This window comes from Coprococcus sp. OM06-34AC (genome assembly GCF_003462545.1).
GTDB classification, from domain to species: Bacteria; Bacillota; Clostridia; order Lachnospirales; family Lachnospiraceae; genus Coprococcus; species Coprococcus aceti.
Genome location: NZ_QTZF01000002.1, coordinates 1 through 18,907, shown reverse-complemented (window position 1 = coordinate 18,907; position 18,907 = coordinate 1). Strand labels below are relative to the sequence as shown.

Here is an 18,907-nt window from a genome sequence, read left to right as displayed (position 1 = left end):
ACAGGTGATGGGGCACTTGTAATAAGAAGAGATAATAATTTACTTTGAGACGGAGGTGTTAGGATGGCTCAGGCTATAACAAATAAAAAAAGTAAAATGAAGAAAATACGAAGATCTGATTACCCATATACCGTTGCACAGGCAGCGGCAAATGGAGACATAGCTACCAGAATTTCATTTCTGATCTTGGGGTTTGGAAGCATAGTCAGAAAACAGTTTGTAAAGGGATTTTCGTACCTGGTACTTGAGGTACTGTTTATATGGTTTATGATAAAGCACGGAGCATCACTCCTGGTGGATCTCTTCCATCTGGGTGGTCAGGAACAGCAGAAGGTCTGGAATGATGCAAAGGGTGTATTTGAATATACACAGGGTGACAACTCTCTGCTCATGCTCCTGTACGGTGTGGCAACACTGTTTATAATTTTCGCATTCATCTGCCTTTGGGTAGTAAGTATAGAGAGCGCATACAAAGCGTATTGCCTGTGGGATAAAGGCAAAAAGGTTCCAAAGTTCAAGGACGATGTGAAGAGTCTGTTTGACAGCAATCTTCATGCTTTTCTTCTTCCTCTTCCTGTACTTGGAGTTGTTGTATTTACGATATTGCCATTGGTTTTCATGATCTTTATGGCATTTACGAATTACAGCAAGCTTGATTCACATACAGTTATATTCAACTGGGTTGGACTGAAGAATTTTGCAAAGATATTGAACTTTAGTGATGCAATAGGAAGTACATTCTGGTCAGTGCTTGGCTGGACGCTTGTTTGGGCTGTGGCAGCCACATTCAGTAACTACTTCCTTGGAATGATACTCGCAATGGTGATCAACAGAAAGGGAACCAGGGCAAAAGGTATGTGGAGAGCGATTTTCATGCTCTCAGCAGCGGTTCCGCAGTTTGTATCACTTCTTCTGATGAGGACTATCTTCAGTCAGAATGGTATCGTCAATACATTACTTATAAATAACGGAATAATCGACAATGCTATTCCATTCTGGAGCAATGCAACACTTGCCAGAGTCATGGTAATTGTCATCAATATCTGGATAGGAATTCCATTTACCGTCATGCAGGTCACAGGAATTCTCCAGAGCATACCGGAGGAGATATACGAGGCTGCGAGAGTTGACGGCGCAGGCCCGGTAAAGATCTTCTTCAAGATCACTCTTCCTTATATGTTGTTTGTCACAGCACCATATCTGATAACAACATTTGCAGGAAATATCAATAACTTCAACGTTATCTACCTTCTGTCAAATGGAGCGCCTACTCCGGTTGGAAAGACTGCCGGAAAGACAGACCTTCTTGTCACATGGCTCTATAAGCTGACGGTTGATAACCAGTACTATAACTTAGGTGCTGTTATAGGTATCATGACATTCATAGTTCTCGCTGTTGTGTCACTGGTAACTTACCACAACACCGCATCATATAAAGATGAGGAGGGATTTCAGTAATGGCTAAATCAAATAATAATGAGATTAAAGCAAGAAGCAAATGGACACTGGGAGACATCGTGGTTCATATCATACTGGTAATCCTTTCGGTTATCTGGGTACTGCCGATCGCATGGATAATCATGATAAGCTTCAGAGGAGAGAAAGGACAGTATGTTTCAACTCTGTTGCCAAAGTCTTTGACTCTGGCGAACTACACAAAGCTTTTTACAGACACAGGTATCCTGAACTTTATGCAGATGTTCAAGAATACTTTGATAATAGCAATTTTCTCATGTATAATATCAACAGCGTTCGTGCTTGCAGTTTCATACTGTATGTCAAGAATGCGTTTCAGACTGAGAAAGCCATTTATGAATGTGGCACTTATACTTGGAATGTTCCCGGGATTCATGGCTATGATAGCAGTGTATTACATCCTTAAGGTTCTGGGACTTTCAGAAGGCTCACTCATCAGGGTTGCTCTGGTACTCGTATATTCAGGCGGTTCAGGACTTGGATTCTATATCGCCAAAGGATTCTTTGATACTATACCAAAGTCGCTGGAAGAAGCAGCATACCTTGATGGTGCTACAAGATGGCAGTCATTTACAAGGATAATCATACCACTCAGCCGTCCGATCATAGTTTATACGGTTCTGAATTCGTTCCTTGCACCATGGATTGATTTCGTGTTTGCCAAGGTTATATGCAGAGCCAACAAGGACTATTACACAGTATCCATCGGACTTTGGAACATGCTCGAGAAAGAGTATGTGTACAACTGGTTCAACTCATTTGCGGCTGGCGCAGTGCTGATATCCGTACCGATTATCATTCTCTTTATGTTAATGCAGAAGTGCTACAAGGACAGCATGTCCGGAGGCGTAAAGGGTTAAGGATAATATATGAAATTATTTGCAAAACCTAAGTGGAATGAGGAAAGCATATGCCAGCAGAGAGATATAAATTCAAGTATCTGAAAAAAATAATAACATGTGTGCTAACAATTACCCTTATAATAATATGTGGCTGCCAGGACAATAATACCCCCTCCAACCCGTCTAAGGCGACCACAGATGCAGAATATGAGTCTGCCATGCATATTGCGGAGACAACGCCGCTTGGAAGGTATCCGGAACAGCTCACCTATACCCTGGGCAAGCTGTCCGGTGCAAATAATTCAAATCTCCCACAGGGAGAAACGTATGAAAATAACGCATACACACAGATATTAAATGAAATCTTAAATGTGCAGAACCAGGATATATTTGAGGCTGCTGATGATCAGTATGATGACAATGTATCCATGGTGATAGCACAGAAGGATCTTCCGGATGTGATGATCGTCCAAGATATGGATGAGCTGCAGTATCTGGTGGAAAATGACATGATCGAGGATCTCACAGACAGTTATAACAACTGCATGAGTGAAACGGTAAAGAACATATATAAGAGTTATGGCAGCAGTATCATGGATGTGGTCACATTTGATGACCGTATCATGGCCATACCTGAGACAAATATATCAGATGGACCAAATCTGATATGGCTTAGAAAAGACTGGATGGATAAGCTGGGACTTGAGGCTCCGAGAACACTTTCGGATGCGGAGGAGATCATCAGGCAGTTTATTGAGAAGGATCCGGGAAATAATGGTGAAGGAAATACCGTAGGGCTGGTGGCAGACACAAGTCTCTGCGGCGGTTGTGGTTATAGCAGCGAGTACACGCTCGACATTGTATTTGCCGCATATGGGGCATTTCCAAAACAGTGGATAAAGGATGAGGACGGAAATGTTGTGTATGGTTCTGTACAGCCGGAGGCGAAGAAGGCTCTGGAGCATATACATGAGATGTACGAGGAAGGGATTCTGGATCAGAATTTCCTCATGCGGACAAGCAGCAACATAATAGAACTCATAGTGAATGGACAGTGTGGTTCGTTCTTCGGACCATGGTGGGCTCCAAATAATCCTCTCATGGACGCTGTAGCGGCCGATCCAACAGCAAAGTGGGAACCATATCTGCTTGCCACAGAGGAAAACGGCTCAACGAGTTATCACACTCAGGTTCCGTATGGCAACTTCGTGGTTGTCAAAAAGGGATATGAGCACCCGGAGATAGTGTGCAAGATAATAAGTGTGCTGTTTGACTATGTAAGATATGAGGATAAAGACAATCAGGCTATAAAGGATTACTACAAACTCAATGTGGATCCTACCGCAAGACCACTTGCGATGAACGTGGATTACAACAATGCACTTCAGATATGTTATGGCGAGCTGAACCATGTGTTCTCTGGCGTAAGGCAGCCAGATGATCTGAATCTGCTGGAACAGTCTTATTATGAAGCATGTGATTCATATCTTAAGAATGAAGACAATGCGTCATCGGAGGACTGGGCGGCATATACATCCCGTATAACTGCGTGCAAGATCCTCAATGATGCGCGTACAAATAAAGTCGAATCTCTGTACTTCGGGGAGACCGAGACCATGGTGTCAGACTGGTGGTACCTTGAGAATCTGGAGAGCGACACTTACCTGAAGATAGTTACAGGTGAAGCTGATCTGGATGAATTTGACAGTTTTGTGGACAATTGGTACAAGACCGGTGGAACAACGATCACCAAGGAAGTTCGAAGGGAGTGTCAGTAGATATGATAAGAGCAATAGTATTTGATTTAGATGATACATTATACGACTGCCTTCACGAGAATGATAAGGCAGTGGAAGACACTGTGAGATATGTGGCAAATGAACTTCTTCATATAGATGAAGTGACAGTGATGAAAGCCTTTGAAGAAGGCAGAGACATGGTAAAGGATCAGCTCTCTGCCTGGGATATGGCGGCGCAGCACAACAGGGTGCTGTACTTCCAGAAGATGCTGGAGATCCTGGGGGTATCACCATTTAGATATGACCTGCAGGTGTACAACTATTTCTGGAACAATTTCCTGAACAAGATATCCATATTCCCCGGGGCATTGGAGTTTATAGATGATATGAAAGCCAGAGGAATAAAGATTGGTATCTGTACAGATATGACTGCGCATATCCAGTTTAGGAAGATAGACAGACTTGGACTTACGGGCAGACTTGACGCAATGATAACAAGCGAGGAGGCTGGTATAGAAAAGCCGAACCGCAGGATGTTTGATATGATAGCTACAAAGCTGGGCGTAAAGAACGATGAGGTCATCTATGTGGGTGATAGCTACAAGAAGGATGTCATGGGAGCGAAAAATGCCGGAATGACACCAGTGTGGTATTTGTCACTGCAGAACAAGACGGACGAGGATGTACTGGCTGTGTCCAGCTATCCGGAACTTAAGAACATAGTGAATAGGGCGATATAAAAATGCCGGAGTGCGTGATAATTAACAATCACATACTCCGGCTTATTTTGTTTAATATCCGTATTTCTTTTAATTCCATACAAGGAAGGTGATAGTTATGACAAGGGTCACAGCCTCCGCCACAGCCACTGCACACCAGATTCCATTGATGCCAAACACCATAGGAAGCAATAAAACTGCTGCAAGCTGTATCACCAGTGTTCTGAGGAACGATATGCATAAATATTTTCGTTTAAAGGTATGTGAAGGAGTTGTTTTGGGGCGGCCGTGTGGCTATAATAATAGACATGGGCTATGAAATTATAGATATATGTTATGGTTGACAGAAATCTATGCGGTGTGAAGAAAGTAGTCATGGCCAGGAAAGGAGTATATACTTATGGGGTTTTTAACAGGTAAGACAGCGATAATAACAGGAGGCGGACGTGCAGTTCTCAGCGATGGAAGCTGTGGATCCATCGGATACGGAATAGCGACAGCATATGCCAAGGAAGGTGCCAATCTGGTGCTTACAGGTCGTAATGTCCAGAAGCTTGAGGATGCAAAGGCAGAGCTTGAGAGCAAATATGGGATCAAGGTTCTTGCAGTCCAGGCTGATGTAAACGCAGGTGCGGACAACGAGAGCGTCGTCAAGAACGTTGTGGAGCAGGCAGTTAAGGAATTTGGAAGAATAGATGTGCTCATCAACAATGCGCAGGCATCTGCATCAGGCGTTACCATCGCAGATCACACAACAGCACAGTTTGACCTTGCCATATATTCAGGTCTTTACGCTGCATTTTACTATATGCAGGCATGCTATCCATATCTGAAGGAGACAAAGGGTTCAGTCATCAACTTTGCATCAGGTGCAGGCCTCTTTGGAAATTACGGACAGTGCGCATATGCGGCAGCGAAGGAAGGCATCAGGGGCCTTACAAGAGTTGCAGCTACAGAGTGGGCAGCTGATGGAATAAATGTCAATATAGTATGTCCTCTCGCATGGACATCTCAGCTTGAGAACTTCGAGAAGGCATATCCGGACGCGTTCAAGGCAAATGTAAAGATGCCGCCAATGGGACACTTCGGAGACGTAGAGAAGGAGATTGGACGTGCGTGCGTGGCACTCGCATCACCGGATTTCAAGTACATGAGTGGTGAGACGATCACACTTGAGGGAGCGATGGGACAGAGACCATAGAGCAGTCAATATATCAAATATGGCTTATGCTATGATAATAGAATATGATGCAGATGCGAAGCCTGGTTCGCGGCTTGCATAAAAAATGAGCGTAACACAATAATACCCAGATGGGAAATGTGTTATGCTCATTTTGTTTAGCTGACTCAGTCATCAACTATATCTCAAAACAGATGGTTGTCCGCTTGTCGTTAATAAGACACAAGGTTTCTTAAAAAAATATGAAATATCTGCCATCATCCTTGAATAACCTTACTTGGAGTACTTATAATAGAACTTTGTTAAAGAAATCATGAGATGTCATGGGCAGTCGGTGCAAAATACTGCTCGATGCATAACATTTGCCGACCATATACACAGGAAGAGGTGTTTTATTTGGATACAAACTCAGAAAACAATCTGGATACACGGGGAGTCCCGATCATTGGCCTTACATCGGAGGAAGTAAGGGAACGGATCGACAAGGGACTTACCAATCACACGGATATAAGTACGCAGAAGACAGTGGGGCAGATAGTCAAGTCCAATCTGCTCACATACTTCAATCTTATATTCCTCATACTTACGGTGCTGCTATGTATCGTTGGCTCATTCAGGAATCTGACTTTCCTGCCGGTCATCATAGGCAACACGGTTATAGGAATATTTCAGGAGCTGCGTGCCAAAAAGACTCTTGACAAGATGAGTATGTTAAATGCGCCGCATTCGATAGTTGTGAGAGACGGAGAACAGCAGCAGATACAATCAGAGGAACTGGTTAAGGACGATATCATCATTCTGTCGGCAGGCAATCAGATATGTGCTGACGCTACGGTGCTCAGCGGCAGTATATCGGTAAATGAAGCCCTGCTCACCGGTGAGTCGGATGAGATCAAGAAGAAATCAGGTGATCGACTCATGTCCGGAAGCTTTGTGGTGTCCGGACAGTGCTATGCCAAGCTTGACAAGGTGGGCAATGAGTCATACATATCACAGCTCACAGCCCAGGCGAAGGCCATGGGTGACGGCGAACAGTCAGAGATGATCAGGTACATCAACAAGCTTGTAAAATGGGTTGGAATCATCATCATACCAGTGGGAATCATATTGTTCTGCCAGGCGTATATCATGAATGGAGAGACATTCAAGAAGAGTGTTGTATCGATGGTTGCGGCGGTTCTCGGAATGATCCCTGAAGGACTTTATCTGCTCACAACTGTTGCGCTTGCGCTCAGCACAATAAGACTTGCGAAGAAACAAGTGTTACTGCATGACATGAAGAGTATAGAGACACTCGCGAGAGTCGATGTACTCTGTGTGGATAAGACCGGAACCATCACTGAGCCGGGTATGCAGGTTACAGAGCTGGTGATAAGCGGCAGATGCGGCGATGCCGAGATGGACAAGAGAGCATTTGCGCACTTGTTGGCGGATTACTCGGCGGTCATTGAGGACAACAATGCCACAATGGAGGCAATCAGAGCCTATGTGGCTAAGAATGAGATAGAGAAGGGCAGCAGGACACTGCTCAAGACACAGCCTTTCACATCGGCGAACAAATACAGTAAGGTGTCATTTGTCGAGGGAGACTATATGCTTGGTGCTCCGGAGTTTATAATGAAGGATAGGTATGAGGAGATATCCGAAGAGATAGAGGAGTACCAGAGCAAGGGATACAGAGTCCTTCTTATGGCGGAGTCAGGAGAGGATTCTATTGGTTCGGTAAGACCATTAGGAGGCATATCTCCTATTGGTTATATAGTGCTTTCAAATCCAATAAGGGAAAATGCAGAGAGCACATTTACATATTTCAAAGAGCAGGGCGTTGCCATAAAAGTCATATCCGGAGATAACCCTGCCACAGTATCAGAGGTGGCAAAGCGGGCAGGCATAGATGGAGCGGAGAACTATGTGGATGCTTCCACTTTGGCGTCTGAGAAGGATATAACTGAGGCTGTGGATAAATATACAGTATTTGGAAGAGTTACGCCTAAACAGAAGCAGCTCATAGTCAGGGCGCTCCAGAAACAGAAACACACGGTTGCCATGACTGGTGATGGTGTAAATGATATACTCGCAATGAAGGATGCTGATTGCAGTATTGCAATGGCATCTGGAAGTGAAGCGGCTGCGCAGGCGGCACAGACGGTGCTTCTGGATTCGGATTTCGGACGTATGCCATATGTGGTGTTTGAGGGAAGACAGGTGGTCAACAATATACAGAGATCAGCAAGCCTCTTCCTTGTTAAGAATATATTCTCACTGCTGATGGCCATATTCTCAGCGATATTTGCAATCACATATCCGCTGGAGCCATCACAGATATCGCTCATAAGCATGTTCACCATAGGATTGCCGGGATTCCTGCTGGCACTTGAGCCGAACAGGAATCGTATAGAGGGAAACTTTATGGTAAATGTCATGTTAAAAGCATTGCCTGCAGGACTCACGGATGTGTTGTCGGTCGGAGCACTTGTAATCTGCGGACAGGTCTTCAACCTCCCGAGTGAGGACATAGCCACAGCCGGCACAATGCTTCTTGCGGTTGTCGGATTCATGATAATAATCAAGATCAGCCATCCGTTCAACAAGATGAAGTATGGTGTACTTCTTATCAACATAATCGGACTGCTGTTCTGTGGCCTTTTCCTCGGCAGGCTGTTTGCCATAGAGTCGATATCCAACATATGTTTCCTGCTCATGGTTGTATTTGCATTTGCGGCGGAATCTATGTTCAGGTATTTGACATTGTTTGTTGAAAAGCTCAGCAGCTTCTTTGGAGACGAGAAGAACAGACGTAAGATCAGAAGAAAGATAAGGAAATATAACATTTTTAAGTAGAGAATTGTCGAAAAAAGAATATAATAAACATAAAGATATACTCATAAGAAGCAATATTGTTTTTTATGAGTATGTTTGTTTATAAGGATGATATGTACAACTTGGATAACAGGAGGTAAGCATGGCAAATTCAACTAAAAAAGCACTTGAGGTATCTCTGAAAAAGCTTCTTAAGGACAAGCCATTTGACAAGATAACGATAGCGGATCTCACCGGAGACTGCGGGATAAGCAGGATGACATTCTATTATCATTTTCAGGATATATATGAGCTTGCCGAGTGGGTGTGCATAGAGGATGGCAAGCAGGCACTGAAGGATAAGAAGACCTACGATACCTGGCAGGAGGGCATGATACAGGTGTTTGAGGCTGTGCTGGAGAACAAGCCATTTATCGCAAATATATACAGGTCGGTGGATAAGGCTAAGATAGAAAACTATCTGTATAAGCTGTCGTATCAGCTCATAGCGGATGTAGTAGAAGAGAAATGCGAAGGGGATAACCTCTCGGAGGCTGATAAGCAGTTCATAGCAGACTTTTACAAGTATGGATTTGTGGGGATTATGCTTGACTGGGTAGACAAGGGGATGAAGGACGACTATCATAAAATAGTGGAGCAGCTTAGCACCACGCTTCGTGGAAATATAGCAAATTCCATTCATAACTTTGAAAGCGAGATGTAAAAGCAGAGGACGGATCAGGATAAAGGAATCTATTACTGTGAGATATGCGGGGAGAGCGCTTATGAGTCAAACATCAGATATGAAAAAGAGATTGCCAGGGATAATATTGATAACAGGGGGGATCGTGCTGGTTGCGATGGTCATCCAGGCGGTCATACTGAGCTTTATCAATAACAGGAGTTTTGACAGGACCTCGCAGGTGCTGCTGGATCAGGTCAGCAATGTAATTGAGAAGAATAAGGCAAGTGAGGAAGATCTGATAGACTCCCTCAAGGAAGATTATATGGTCAGGGCTAAGGCTGTGGCGTATATAGTTGATGCAAAGCCTGAGGTGGCAAATGATGTGGATGAGCTCCGCAAGATTGCTGCACTTATATCTGTTGATGAGGTGCATTTGTTTAATACGGATGGCGTGATATATGCTGGTACCAATCCCGAATATTTTGGATATAGCTTTGATTCCGGGGAGCAGATGGCGTATTTCAAGCCGATGCTTGATGACAAGAATCTTACCATGTGTCAGGATGTCACTCCGAACACATCAAATGGTAAGAAGATGATGTATGCAATAACATGGAACGACGATGGAACCAAGATGATACAGGTTGGAATCGAGCCGAGAAGACTTCTGAATGAAGTAAAACAGAATGAGATATCCACGGTGGTTGCCAATATGCCTATGTATGATGGACTGAGTGTTGTAGTGGCAGATGGCGAATCGGGAGAAATATATGGATGTTCATATGAACCGGTAGTAGGGCTTACTCTTGATGAGATCGGCATTTCGGTGACTGATGATATGCTGCCGGACGATGAAGACAGTTTTACAGGCATAAGAAGGATTAATGGATTTAGAAACAGATGTGTATTCCGAAGATCCGGAGAGTATGTGATCGGGGTCATATATAGAATGGATGTGAATAGCCGGAGTAATATGGCAATCATGGTTATCATGGCACTGTATCTGTGTTTTGCCGCCGGCCTGGTGGTAAACATGGTGATGAAGGTGATCCGTGCGAACCGGGAGAGAAATGAACAGCTGTCAATATTGACATCCATGTCGGGGATGTATTACAGCATGCATATGCTTGATCTTCAACATGATACATTTGCACTCTATACCGCAGGAGACCTGATATTGAGGGCTGGTGAGCGGGCAGCAGGGGCGAAGGAACTTATGAGGAAGATCGTTCATAAGGTGGTTGTGGATGAACATCAGGCAAGTGCCCAGAAATTCATGGATCTTGATAGTCTTGGGGACAGGCTGATCAAGAAAAAGATTGTATCAGGTGAGTTCATGGTGAAGGATCTTGGATGGTTCAGACTGTCATTTATATCGATAGATGTTGACGAGGACGGACGTCCTTTAAAAGTCATATTTACCACCAGAAACATAGATGAAGATAAGAAACGGGAGCAGAAGCTGATAAGAAGGTCTTATACAGATGAGCTCACAAAATGTTATAACAGGAGTGCATATATAGATGATGTCAGGGAGCTGCCGGGAGATTCTGTATATGTGTATGTGTCCATGGATGTAAATGGGCTTAAGCCAGTGAATGATACCCTGGGACATGCGGCTGGAGATGAACTGCTTCAGGGTGCTGCCGAGTGTATGGAGCAGTGTTTTGGAAACTATGGTAAGGTGTACAGGATGGGCGGTGATGAATTTGCAGCCATCATCTTTGTAAATACCAGAAGGCTGAAGAGAGTGCAGCAGGAGTTTGATGACGTTGTGCGTGGATGGTCTGGACAGCTGGTGAAATCCGTATCGATATCATGTGGCTATGTGTCAAGTGATGAGAAGGACTGGGAGTCATTTGACGAGATGGTCAAGGCTGCAGATGAGAGAATGTACGAGAACAAGGCGGCATATTACAGGCAGGAGGGCGTCGATAGAAGGTATCGCTAGAGTACATATGCAATATAGATTTATACAAAATGAGTGGAATGATAAAATTTTTATCATTCCACTTTTTTTGTAAATATGAAATAAAAATTGGGTAAGCTATTATAGGGGCATGAGATAGAAATAGACAAATATATTATATGCGACAGATCAAATTCGTAGCTGTCAAGTTTATATTTTGATGTGAAAGAGGAGGTGCTATGTGCCCTGCGGGCACATATTGGAATGCACCGACGAACTGCCACCGACCGCAAGGGAGGGGGCGATACAAGAAAGGAGAATTGCTTATGTCAAAGAAGAAATTGGGAATCGGGATAGCAGCGGTGGCAGCAGCCGGCGCAGGAGCAGCAGCTCTCACAGTTAAAAATCATAATAAGGCAAAAGTTCAGAAGGATAAGGCTGCGGCTGAACATGCTGAGTACCGCAATACGGAGCGCGGAAAGCATGAGAAGAACAGGAAGGGAATCTATTATACAAATGGTAACTACGAGGCATTTGCCAGACCGAGAAAGCCAGAGGGTGTGGATGACAAGAACGCATATATAGTGGGAAGTGGTCTTGCATCACTGGCAGCAGCTTGCTTCCTTGTACGTGACGGACAGATGCCGGGCTCACATATCCATATTCTTGAGGCCATGGATATAGCGGGCGGTGCGTGCGATGGAATATTTGATCCTGCCAGAGGCTACGTCATGAGAGGTGGACGTGAGATGGAGAACCATTTCGAGTGCCTGTGGGATCTGTTCAGAAGTATACCTTCCATAGAGACACCAGGGGCATCGGTTCTTGACGAGTATTACTGGCTGAACAAGGAGGATCCAAATTACTCACTGTGCAGAGCAACAGTGAACAGAGGCAAGGATGCCCACACAGATGGCAAATTCAATCTGAGCCAGAAGGGCTGTATGGAAATCATGAAGCTCTTCATGACAAAGGATGAGGATCTGTATGACAAGACGATAGAGGATGTATTTGACGATGAGGTATTTGATTCAACATTCTGGCTGTACTGGAGGACGATGTTCGCATTTGAGAACTGGCACAGCGCGCTGGAGATGAAACTTTACTTCCAGAGATTCATACATCACATCTCAGGACTTCCAGATTTCTCGGCCCTCAAGTTCACAAAGTACAACCAGTATGAGTCGCTGATCCTTCCGATGGTGAAGTATCTTGAGGCGGCGGGCGTGACATTCCAGTACAACACAGAGGTCACAAATGTCATATTTGACATGAGAGATGGCAAGAAGATAGCAAAGACCATCGAGTGCAGGGTAAACGGAACTGAGAAGGGGATCCCGCTCACTGAGAACGATCTTGTATTTGTCACAAATGGAAGCTGCACGGAGGGAACTATCTACGGTGATCAGAATCATGCGCCAAATGGTGACGCAGAGGTGAGAACAAGCGGCTGCTGGAGTCTGTGGAAGAACATAGCTGCACAGGATCCTTCATTTGGACATCCTGAGAAGTTCTGCTCTGATATATCTAAGACAAACTGGGAGTCAGCCACAGTAACAACGCTTGACGACAAGATCATCCCATACATCGTAGATATCTGCAAGCGTGATCCGAGAACAGGAAAGGTTGTCACTGGTGGTATCGTGAGCTGTCAGGATTCAAGCTGGCTGATGAGCTGGACCATCAACAGACAGGGACAGTTCAAGAGCCAGGACAAGGATAAGGTGTGTGTATGGGTATATGGCCTGTTCACAGATGTTCCGGGCGATTATATCAAGAAACCTATGAAGGATTGTACCGGTAAGGAGATCACAGAGGAGTGGCTCTACCATCTGGGTGTGCCAGAAGAGGAGATCGAGGAGCTGGCCACAAACAGCGCAGTCTGTGTGCCAACTATGATGCCATATATCACCGCGTTCTTCATGCCTAGAGCAAAGGGCGACAGACCAGACGTAATTCCGGACGGATGCACCAACTTTGCATTCCTCGGACAGTTCGCCGACACTCCTCGCGACACAGTGTTCACCACAGAGTATTCAGTGAGAACTGCTATGGAGGCTGTGTATGGACTCCTCGGTGTGGACAGAGGTGTTCCAGAGGTGTGGGGAAGTGTGTACGATATCCGTGAACTGCTGGACAGCAGCGTGAAGCTCATGGATGGCAAATCTCCGCTTGAGATAAATCTCGGACCACTGAACAAGCTCAAGAGACCTATACTTAGGAAGATTCAGGGCACGGTGATCGAAAAGGTACTGAGAGACCACGACATCATCAAAGAGGGGATGCTGTAGGTTGAAGTTAATATAGAGTAATAAGAAAATTCCATGTGTCTGCACGGTGCAGATGCATGGAACTTTTTATATGTTTGAATTAGTTTGGAGACGGTTGTTAATTGCTGTTTCTTTTAGAATATACAAAGCTGGCAACTAGCCAGATGAGGCAGGCGGTGTTTCCTGATGCCTGACTGAATACATAATCCAGTGTGGATATGTCGGCGCCCATGGCCTGTCTGATGTCAGGAATGAGCACAAATATAAGCTGCCATGTGATGATGTGAAATACGATCATGCTCCTCTTCATGACAGTTCTGCCTGCCAGCAGCGATATAAGACTTGTGAGCATGAGCAGTGCCGTAGGTATGTACACTATGCTGACGGCTGGAAAGAGCAGATTGTAGTAGTCGTCAACATATGCGATGGCCTGTTCTCTTCCAATGTGTTCAGACAGATAGGTTACCCAGTAAGCGAGTGTTCCCACGAGAAAATGCAGTGTCGCGGCGGACGCGACATACATGAGCCCTGCGTATTTGACGAGTGCCCTCGTCTTGCGGTACTTGGGAAGTATCTGCTCCGATATGGCGTCTATGCCAAATGCATAGAAGAACATACCGACAAGACCTGTCACAAGCAGCAGAGCCACTCTCCACAGCTGGAAATCCCCGTTCAGATATGCCCCCCTCACATAAAGTCCTTTGTCCGCGGGTGATGCGGGTACTATGCTGATACACAGATCCCCCACGATCAGGAGCGCTGCGCCGAGCGCGCCCAGCAGGCAGTTCCTTTGGTATTTAATTTTTTCTTTCTGTTCCATGTAATCCCCCTTGTAAATAATCTATATGGTTAGCATAAACTAACTAGAGCATATCATATACGAGGAGATAATTGAAGAAATATTTGCCAAAAACAAGTCGCGCCAATGGGGAAAGAAAATTGACTTTTTTCGTGTATAAAAATATACTTTCCATATATATACAATAAAAGATGCTTAAGAATGGAGGTACATTATGAGGGGAAGATGGAAAAAGGAGATTTTGTTATTTGTGATAGGTGCAGTATGGGGATTCATATATTGGGGCAATACGGTGTGGAATCCTGATGTGCAGTACCTCTTGCAAGATATAAAACATATAAAATTGCCGCTTAACTGGCATTGGATATTTGACTCAGGTGTGCATCTTGGCATAGCGGCTCTTGTGTTGGCGGTTGGCACACTGTTGATTCTATGGATACTGCGCTTTTTATCAGATTCACGTAACACACATGGGCTGATCATAGCCGGCCAGTGGTTCACAGATCTGATCTTATGTTCATTTCTGACTGGCGTGATCCTGTTCTATTTTAATAAATGGTTCCTATACAAGATTATTGGCGATAAAGGTGATGTCGTATTTTCCATAGCATATTTGTTTGTATACATATTGATATATATGATACTGTGTTCATGGTTTGATATATCCATTGAGAGGGTACAGAGAAAACCAAAGATGAATTGCAGTCTGCTTATATGTCAGGTTCAGAATCGTGAGACATTTATGGATGTCAAGGAACTAGTAAAGAATTGCAAGTACACAGAGTGCTATACGTTGATGAAAAATAATCAGGAGAGATTGTCTCCAAAACAGTTCTGGGTCATAAGGGAGACGAACTTTACAGGGAAAAAGATGACAGCCGAGTGGAGATATTATGCAAATGGTGACTATGTAGAACTGGATGATGAAGAGCTTGCGACCAGGTTGCTGCTTGCTGAGAATGCAAAGAATATAGACTGGCAGTTATAATCGTATATAATGTTGTTAGTCTATGATATAAAAGACACGAGAGAGAAGTAAATATGAAAAAGATAGAGATAAACGACAAATGGATGCAGAAGACCAGTGTTGTGTGGCTCGGTGCCATGCTGTGCTGCCTGCTGTGGGGAAGTGCATTTCCGTGTATAAAGATAGGTTATGGACTGTGGAATATAGAGAGTGCGGATACATCGTCACAGATACTGTTCGCAGGTATGCGATTCGTGCTGGCGGGTATTCTTGCCGTGATATTTGGAAGTCTGCTGGAAGGAAGATTCATCAGGCCGGAGAAGGGCTGCGCCGGCAAGATAGCGTGGCTGGCGATGTTGCAGACAGTCATACAATACCTGTTCTTTTATATAGGTCTCGCACATACAAGCGGAGTCAAGGCGTCCATCATAGAGGCAGTAAATGTATTCGTTGCCATCATAGTGTCAGGATTCATATTCCATCAGGAAAATGTCACTGCAAAGAAGATGCTTGGCTGTCTGGTTGGATTTGCGGGAGTTGTACTTATAAACATGAATGGAATGAATTTCCATATGAGCTTGTCAGGTGAGGGTGCGATATTTCTGTCGACAGTGGCTTATGCATTTTCATCGGTGTTCCTGAAGCGATATTCGGTAAAACACAATCCGGTTATGCTCAGTGGCTACCAGTTTATAGTTGGCGGAATTATTCTGTCGGCTGCCGGTTTTGCCATGGGAGGCAGACTCAGCACCGTATCCACAGGTGGAGTTTTGATGCTCATATATCTGGCTCTTGTATCGGCGGTGGCATATTCTCTGTGGGGAATGCTGCTCAAGTATAATCCTATATCAAGGGTTGCAGTATTTGGATTTATGAATCCGGTGTTCGGCGTGATACTGTCGGCATGGCTGCTCCGCGAGGGCGCGCAGGCGCTTGGTCCGATAAGCCTGGTGTCGCTGGTTTTGGTGTGCGCAGGAATATACATAGTGAATAAGTAGGGACGTTCCTGGGAGGTTAATATGAAGATGACAACACTTTGTTACATAGAGAAAGATGGAAGATACCTGATGCTCCACAGGACAAAGAAGGAGAAGGACATCAATAAGGGCAAATGGATCGGTGTGGGTGGACATGCCGAGGAGGGTGAGAGTCCTGAAGACTGCCTTCTGAGGGAGATAAAGGAGGAGACGGGACTTACGCTTACATCATATCGATTCAGAGGTCTGGTGACATTTATAAGCAATGAGTGCGAGAATGAGCTTATGTGCCTGTTCACCGCAGATGGATTTGAGGGGGATGTCCAGATATGCGATGAGGGTGATCTTCAATGGATAGATAAAGAGATCGTGCCAACACTTCCGACGTGGAGCGGGGATGCGATATTTCTGAAGCTGTTGCTTGAAGGGGAGGAGAGATTTTTCTCACTCAAGCTCGTATATGAGGGAAGTGAGCTGGTGGAGCACAGGCTGGAATTCTATTGAGAAGGAACGTCCCCACATGAGGAGGAGCAACAATATATGAAGTATTTATATTTGCATGGACTAGGACAAAAGCCAGACAGTTGGAATAGAGTAATAAAAGAAACGAAGGTATCGGAAAGTAGTGTCAAATTAAGTTTGGCAGAGATGTTAGAAGGAAAATCTGCTACATATAAGGAATTATATTCGGCATTCTCATCAGAATGTGACAAGGTGAACGATGAAATTGTCTTATGTGGGCTTTCTCTAGGCGCTGTTTTGGCACTTAATTATGCGATAGACCACCCAGATAAAGTAAAGTCGCTCGTATTAATTGCAGCACAGTATAAAATGCCTCAAAAATTATTGAAAGTTCAGAATATGTTGTTTCATCTTATGCCGAATTCGGCATTCAGTAAAATGGGTTTCAAAAAAGCGGATGTTATCAGCCTGTGCGGGACGATGGCTGAATTGGATTTCAGTGACTCCCTGCATAAGGTGTCTTGTCCGGTATTGCTCATTTGTGGGGAAAAGGACGCTGCAAACAAAAAAACTTCAAAAGAACTTTGCCAATATTTTAACAACGCCTGTTTCCATGAACTTGCGAAAACAGGTCATGAAGCAAACATAGAAGCTCCGGAAGAGTTGGCGATCGTGTTGCAGAGATTTTATGATAATATCAGATAAAATTCAGTGGTGCGTCCAGACAAGGGCATGTGGTGATGTGAATTTATGGAGAAAGTTATGGACTGGTTAAATATATTCGGACTGATAATGATTGCAGTTATTATGATACCCAATATTATTTTTGCAGTTAGATGCAAAGAGGGATTTCAAAACAAATGGAGCAATAAATTTGTTGAGGTTGCAGAACAGATAGGAAGGTTTGGCTGCTTTGGTTTTATGATAATTAACATTCCTGGAACATGGTTCGGGTGGTGGTCTGACGAAGCATTTGCCATATACCTTATTGTGGACGCGATATTAGTAGTGTTGTATTGTGCAATTTGGATAATTTGCTTTAAGAAGAGCAGCATATTCAGAGCACTGGCGCTATCTGTTATTCCCTCAGTTTTGTTCTTGTTTAGTGGAATTATGAGCAGATCAATTCTGTTGCTTATCGCAGCAATATTGTTTGCGCCAAGCCATATTTTGCTTTCGTATAAGAACGCAAAATGATATTGGTCAACAGTCCTTTATCTTCGCTGACGCCTAATGAGCGAAAAGAAAATGCTGCATGGAAGAAAAATACGAAATATAGAAGCCGAGTATCTTTTTGGAAAAATAATCATTATGTTCGTGTTAAAATCACTGAAGATAATCAGTATATAATACATTCGATGAAAAAATCACATAAAAGACAATATACATATGATGAAATCATCAAAGAATTTATATTATTTGCTGATGCAGATGCTGAGGAAATAGGCAAGGCGGTTATTTAGTCTTTTATGGAATCAGAACGATATTACAACATGGGTTAGAGTTTGGTTGTAATAATATATCACACATGATATTGGGAGCTTATGCTGAGCCTATAAGTACAAATTACAGGAGGGTTCAAATGGGATTATTTGATAGATTTAAGAAGATATCAAAGGAAAGTTTATTAGGATATTTGCAAAATAGCATTTCAGATAATTCTAGCCTGGAACACATAGTAAGCGTGTTCGAAGAGATGTGTAATATGCCACTTAAAGAAGATATGATTTTATTTGAAACAGGAACCTATTCTTTTACAGGAAAACCTATGTTTAACTTTTCTTTGGTTAGACAATTTCCTAATGATGAGGAAGAGTATTATCAAATTCATGTGGATGTGTTATATATTCCAACGGAAGAAAATAAAGATTTTCAACGAACTATATGGAATGAGGATATTGAAGAAGATATATTCAGCTATATCAAAAAGACTCCTGAGTTTGATTTCTGTAAAGATAAGGTATTCAGCAAAATAGAAATATATTTGGATGAAACCTAACGTGAAAATCGGAAGTTTCACATGGGTTATTAGGAGACCAGCTATGAAAAGTCAACCATAGATTAGCTGGAAATTATTAAATCA

At 43.7% G+C, this 18,907-nt stretch carries 17 protein-coding genes; 16 read left to right on the top strand and 1 reads right to left on the bottom strand.

Annotated elements, in window-relative coordinates; genetic code table 11:
* The first annotated feature begins 63 nt into the window (after positions 1-63).
* The 9 genes from DXB91_RS03375 (at position 64) to DXB91_RS03330 (ending at position 13,640) form a co-directional block, all read left to right on the top strand.
* Positions 64-1,458, top strand: coding sequence for a carbohydrate ABC transporter permease (locus DXB91_RS03375; protein WP_118016813.1), 1,395 nt, complete (start codon positions 64-66; stop codon positions 1,456-1,458).
* The gene (locus DXB91_RS03370) at positions 1,458-2,336 is read left to right on the top strand and encodes a sugar ABC transporter permease (protein ID WP_117550505.1); all 879 of its coding nucleotides are present in this window, start codon (positions 1,458-1,460) and stop codon (positions 2,334-2,336) included. The genes DXB91_RS03375 and DXB91_RS03370 overlap by 1 nt, the downstream gene beginning before the upstream one ends.
* Positions 2,337-2,386: 50 nt before the next feature.
* Positions 2,387-4,096 carry an extracellular solute-binding protein gene (locus DXB91_RS03365; RefSeq protein ID WP_118016812.1) on the top strand — a complete coding sequence of 570 codons (1,710 nt, stop codon included), beginning with the start codon at positions 2,387-2,389 and terminating at the stop codon, positions 4,094-4,096.
* A gap of 2 nt (positions 4,097-4,098) precedes the next feature.
* Positions 4,099-4,797 (top strand): HAD family hydrolase, encoded by a 699-nt coding sequence (locus DXB91_RS03360; RefSeq protein WP_118016811.1) that lies wholly within the window; start codon positions 4,099-4,101, stop codon positions 4,795-4,797.
* A gap of 379 nt (positions 4,798-5,176) precedes the next feature.
* Positions 5,177-5,977: an SDR family NAD(P)-dependent oxidoreductase gene (locus DXB91_RS03350; protein WP_004851555.1), complete on the top strand. Its 801-nt coding sequence runs from the start codon at positions 5,177-5,179 to the stop codon at positions 5,975-5,977.
* Positions 5,978-6,307: 330 nt separating this feature from the next.
* A complete protein-coding gene (locus DXB91_RS03345; protein WP_199414257.1) occupies positions 6,308-8,797 on the top strand; it encodes a cation-translocating P-type ATPase in 2,490 nt (829 codons plus the stop codon).
* A 121-nt stretch (positions 8,798-8,918) separates the two neighbouring features.
* A complete protein-coding gene (locus DXB91_RS03340; protein ID WP_118016810.1) occupies positions 8,919-9,479 on the top strand; it encodes a TetR/AcrR family transcriptional regulator in 561 nt (186 codons plus the stop codon).
* Positions 9,480-9,540: 61 nt separating this feature from the next.
* The gene (locus tag DXB91_RS03335; RefSeq protein ID WP_118016809.1) at positions 9,541-11,391 is read left to right on the top strand and encodes a GGDEF domain-containing protein; all 1,851 of its coding nucleotides are present in this window, start codon (positions 9,541-9,543) and stop codon (positions 11,389-11,391) included.
* Positions 11,392-11,675: 284 nt separating this feature from the next.
* Entirely contained in the window at positions 11,676-13,640 is a 1,965-nt protein-coding gene (locus DXB91_RS03330) for an oleate hydratase (protein WP_118016808.1), read from the top strand.
* Positions 13,641-13,737: 97 nt separating this feature from the next.
* Here DXB91_RS03330 and DXB91_RS03325 read toward each other — a convergent pair whose 3' ends face one another.
* Complete coding sequence (locus DXB91_RS03325; RefSeq protein ID WP_004851544.1) at positions 13,738-14,439, bottom strand: DUF6796 family protein; 702 nt, start codon at positions 14,437-14,439, stop codon at positions 13,738-13,740.
* Between the two features lie 193 nt (positions 14,440-14,632).
* On the opposite strand from DXB91_RS03325, the gene DXB91_RS03320 reads away from it, so the two are divergent.
* The 7 genes from DXB91_RS03320 (at position 14,633) to DXB91_RS03290 (ending at position 18,823) form a co-directional block, all read left to right on the top strand.
* A complete protein-coding gene (locus DXB91_RS03320) occupies positions 14,633-15,406 on the top strand; it encodes a hypothetical protein (protein WP_055272442.1) in 774 nt (257 codons plus the stop codon).
* A 53-nt stretch (positions 15,407-15,459) separates the two neighbouring features.
* A complete protein-coding gene (locus DXB91_RS03315; protein WP_118016807.1) occupies positions 15,460-16,383 on the top strand; it encodes a DMT family transporter in 924 nt (307 codons plus the stop codon).
* A 21-nt stretch (positions 16,384-16,404) separates the two neighbouring features.
* Complete coding sequence (locus DXB91_RS03310; protein ID WP_055145633.1) at positions 16,405-16,866, top strand: NUDIX hydrolase; 462 nt, start codon at positions 16,405-16,407, stop codon at positions 16,864-16,866.
* A gap of 36 nt (positions 16,867-16,902) precedes the next feature.
* Positions 16,903-17,529: an alpha/beta fold hydrolase gene (locus DXB91_RS03305; RefSeq protein ID WP_004853450.1), complete on the top strand. Its 627-nt coding sequence runs from the start codon at positions 16,903-16,905 to the stop codon at positions 17,527-17,529.
* 45 nt (positions 17,530-17,574) lie between these two features.
* On the top strand, positions 17,575-18,021 hold the full coding sequence (locus tag DXB91_RS03300) for a hypothetical protein (protein ID WP_004853452.1): 447 nt from the start codon (positions 17,575-17,577) through the stop codon (positions 18,019-18,021).
* Complete coding sequence (locus tag DXB91_RS03295) at positions 18,018-18,287, top strand: hypothetical protein (RefSeq protein ID WP_022216317.1); 270 nt, start codon at positions 18,018-18,020, stop codon at positions 18,285-18,287. Before DXB91_RS03300 ends, DXB91_RS03295 begins: the two co-directional genes overlap by 4 nt.
* Before the next feature lie 119 nt (positions 18,288-18,406).
* Entirely contained in the window at positions 18,407-18,823 is a 417-nt protein-coding gene (locus DXB91_RS03290; RefSeq protein ID WP_022216316.1) for a hypothetical protein, read from the top strand.
* The last annotated feature ends 84 nt before the right edge of the window (positions 18,824-18,907 follow it).

Bases quoted from the DNA above. Each gene is read 5' to 3' on its own strand.
- DXB91_RS03320 (WP_055272442.1), top strand. From the start codon at position 14,633: ATGAGGGGAAGATGGAAAAAGGAGATTTTGTTATTTGTGATAGGTGCA.
- DXB91_RS03330 (WP_118016808.1), top strand. From the start codon at position 11,676: ATGTCAAAGAAGAAATTGGGAATCGGGATAGCAGCGGTGGCAGCAGCC.
- DXB91_RS03350 (WP_004851555.1), top strand. From the start codon at position 5,177: ATGGGGTTTTTAACAGGTAAGACAGCGATAATAACAGGAGGCGGACGT.
- DXB91_RS03310 (WP_055145633.1), top strand. From the start codon at position 16,405: ATGAAGATGACAACACTTTGTTACATAGAGAAAGATGGAAGATACCTG.
- DXB91_RS03325 (WP_004851544.1), bottom strand. From the start codon at position 14,439: ATGGAACAGAAAGAAAAAATTAAATACCAAAGGAACTGCCTGCTGGGC.
- DXB91_RS03300 (WP_004853452.1), top strand. From the start codon at position 17,575: ATGGAGAAAGTTATGGACTGGTTAAATATATTCGGACTGATAATGATT.
- DXB91_RS03370 (WP_117550505.1), top strand. From the start codon at position 1,458: ATGGCTAAATCAAATAATAATGAGATTAAAGCAAGAAGCAAATGGACA.
- DXB91_RS03295 (WP_022216317.1), top strand. From the start codon at position 18,018: ATGATATTGGTCAACAGTCCTTTATCTTCGCTGACGCCTAATGAGCGA.
- DXB91_RS03335 (WP_118016809.1), top strand. From the start codon at position 9,541: ATGAGTCAAACATCAGATATGAAAAAGAGATTGCCAGGGATAATATTG.
- DXB91_RS03315 (WP_118016807.1), top strand. From the start codon at position 15,460: ATGAAAAAGATAGAGATAAACGACAAATGGATGCAGAAGACCAGTGTT.
- DXB91_RS03375 (WP_118016813.1), top strand. From the start codon at position 64: ATGGCTCAGGCTATAACAAATAAAAAAAGTAAAATGAAGAAAATACGA.
- DXB91_RS03345 (WP_199414257.1), top strand. From the start codon at position 6,308: ATGCATAACATTTGCCGACCATATACACAGGAAGAGGTGTTTTATTTG.
- DXB91_RS03365 (WP_118016812.1), top strand. From the start codon at position 2,387: ATGCCAGCAGAGAGATATAAATTCAAGTATCTGAAAAAAATAATAACA.
- DXB91_RS03305 (WP_004853450.1), top strand. From the start codon at position 16,903: ATGAAGTATTTATATTTGCATGGACTAGGACAAAAGCCAGACAGTTGG.
- DXB91_RS03340 (WP_118016810.1), top strand. From the start codon at position 8,919: ATGGCAAATTCAACTAAAAAAGCACTTGAGGTATCTCTGAAAAAGCTT.
- DXB91_RS03360 (WP_118016811.1), top strand. From the start codon at position 4,099: ATGATAAGAGCAATAGTATTTGATTTAGATGATACATTATACGACTGC.
- DXB91_RS03290 (WP_022216316.1), top strand. From the start codon at position 18,407: ATGGGATTATTTGATAGATTTAAGAAGATATCAAAGGAAAGTTTATTA.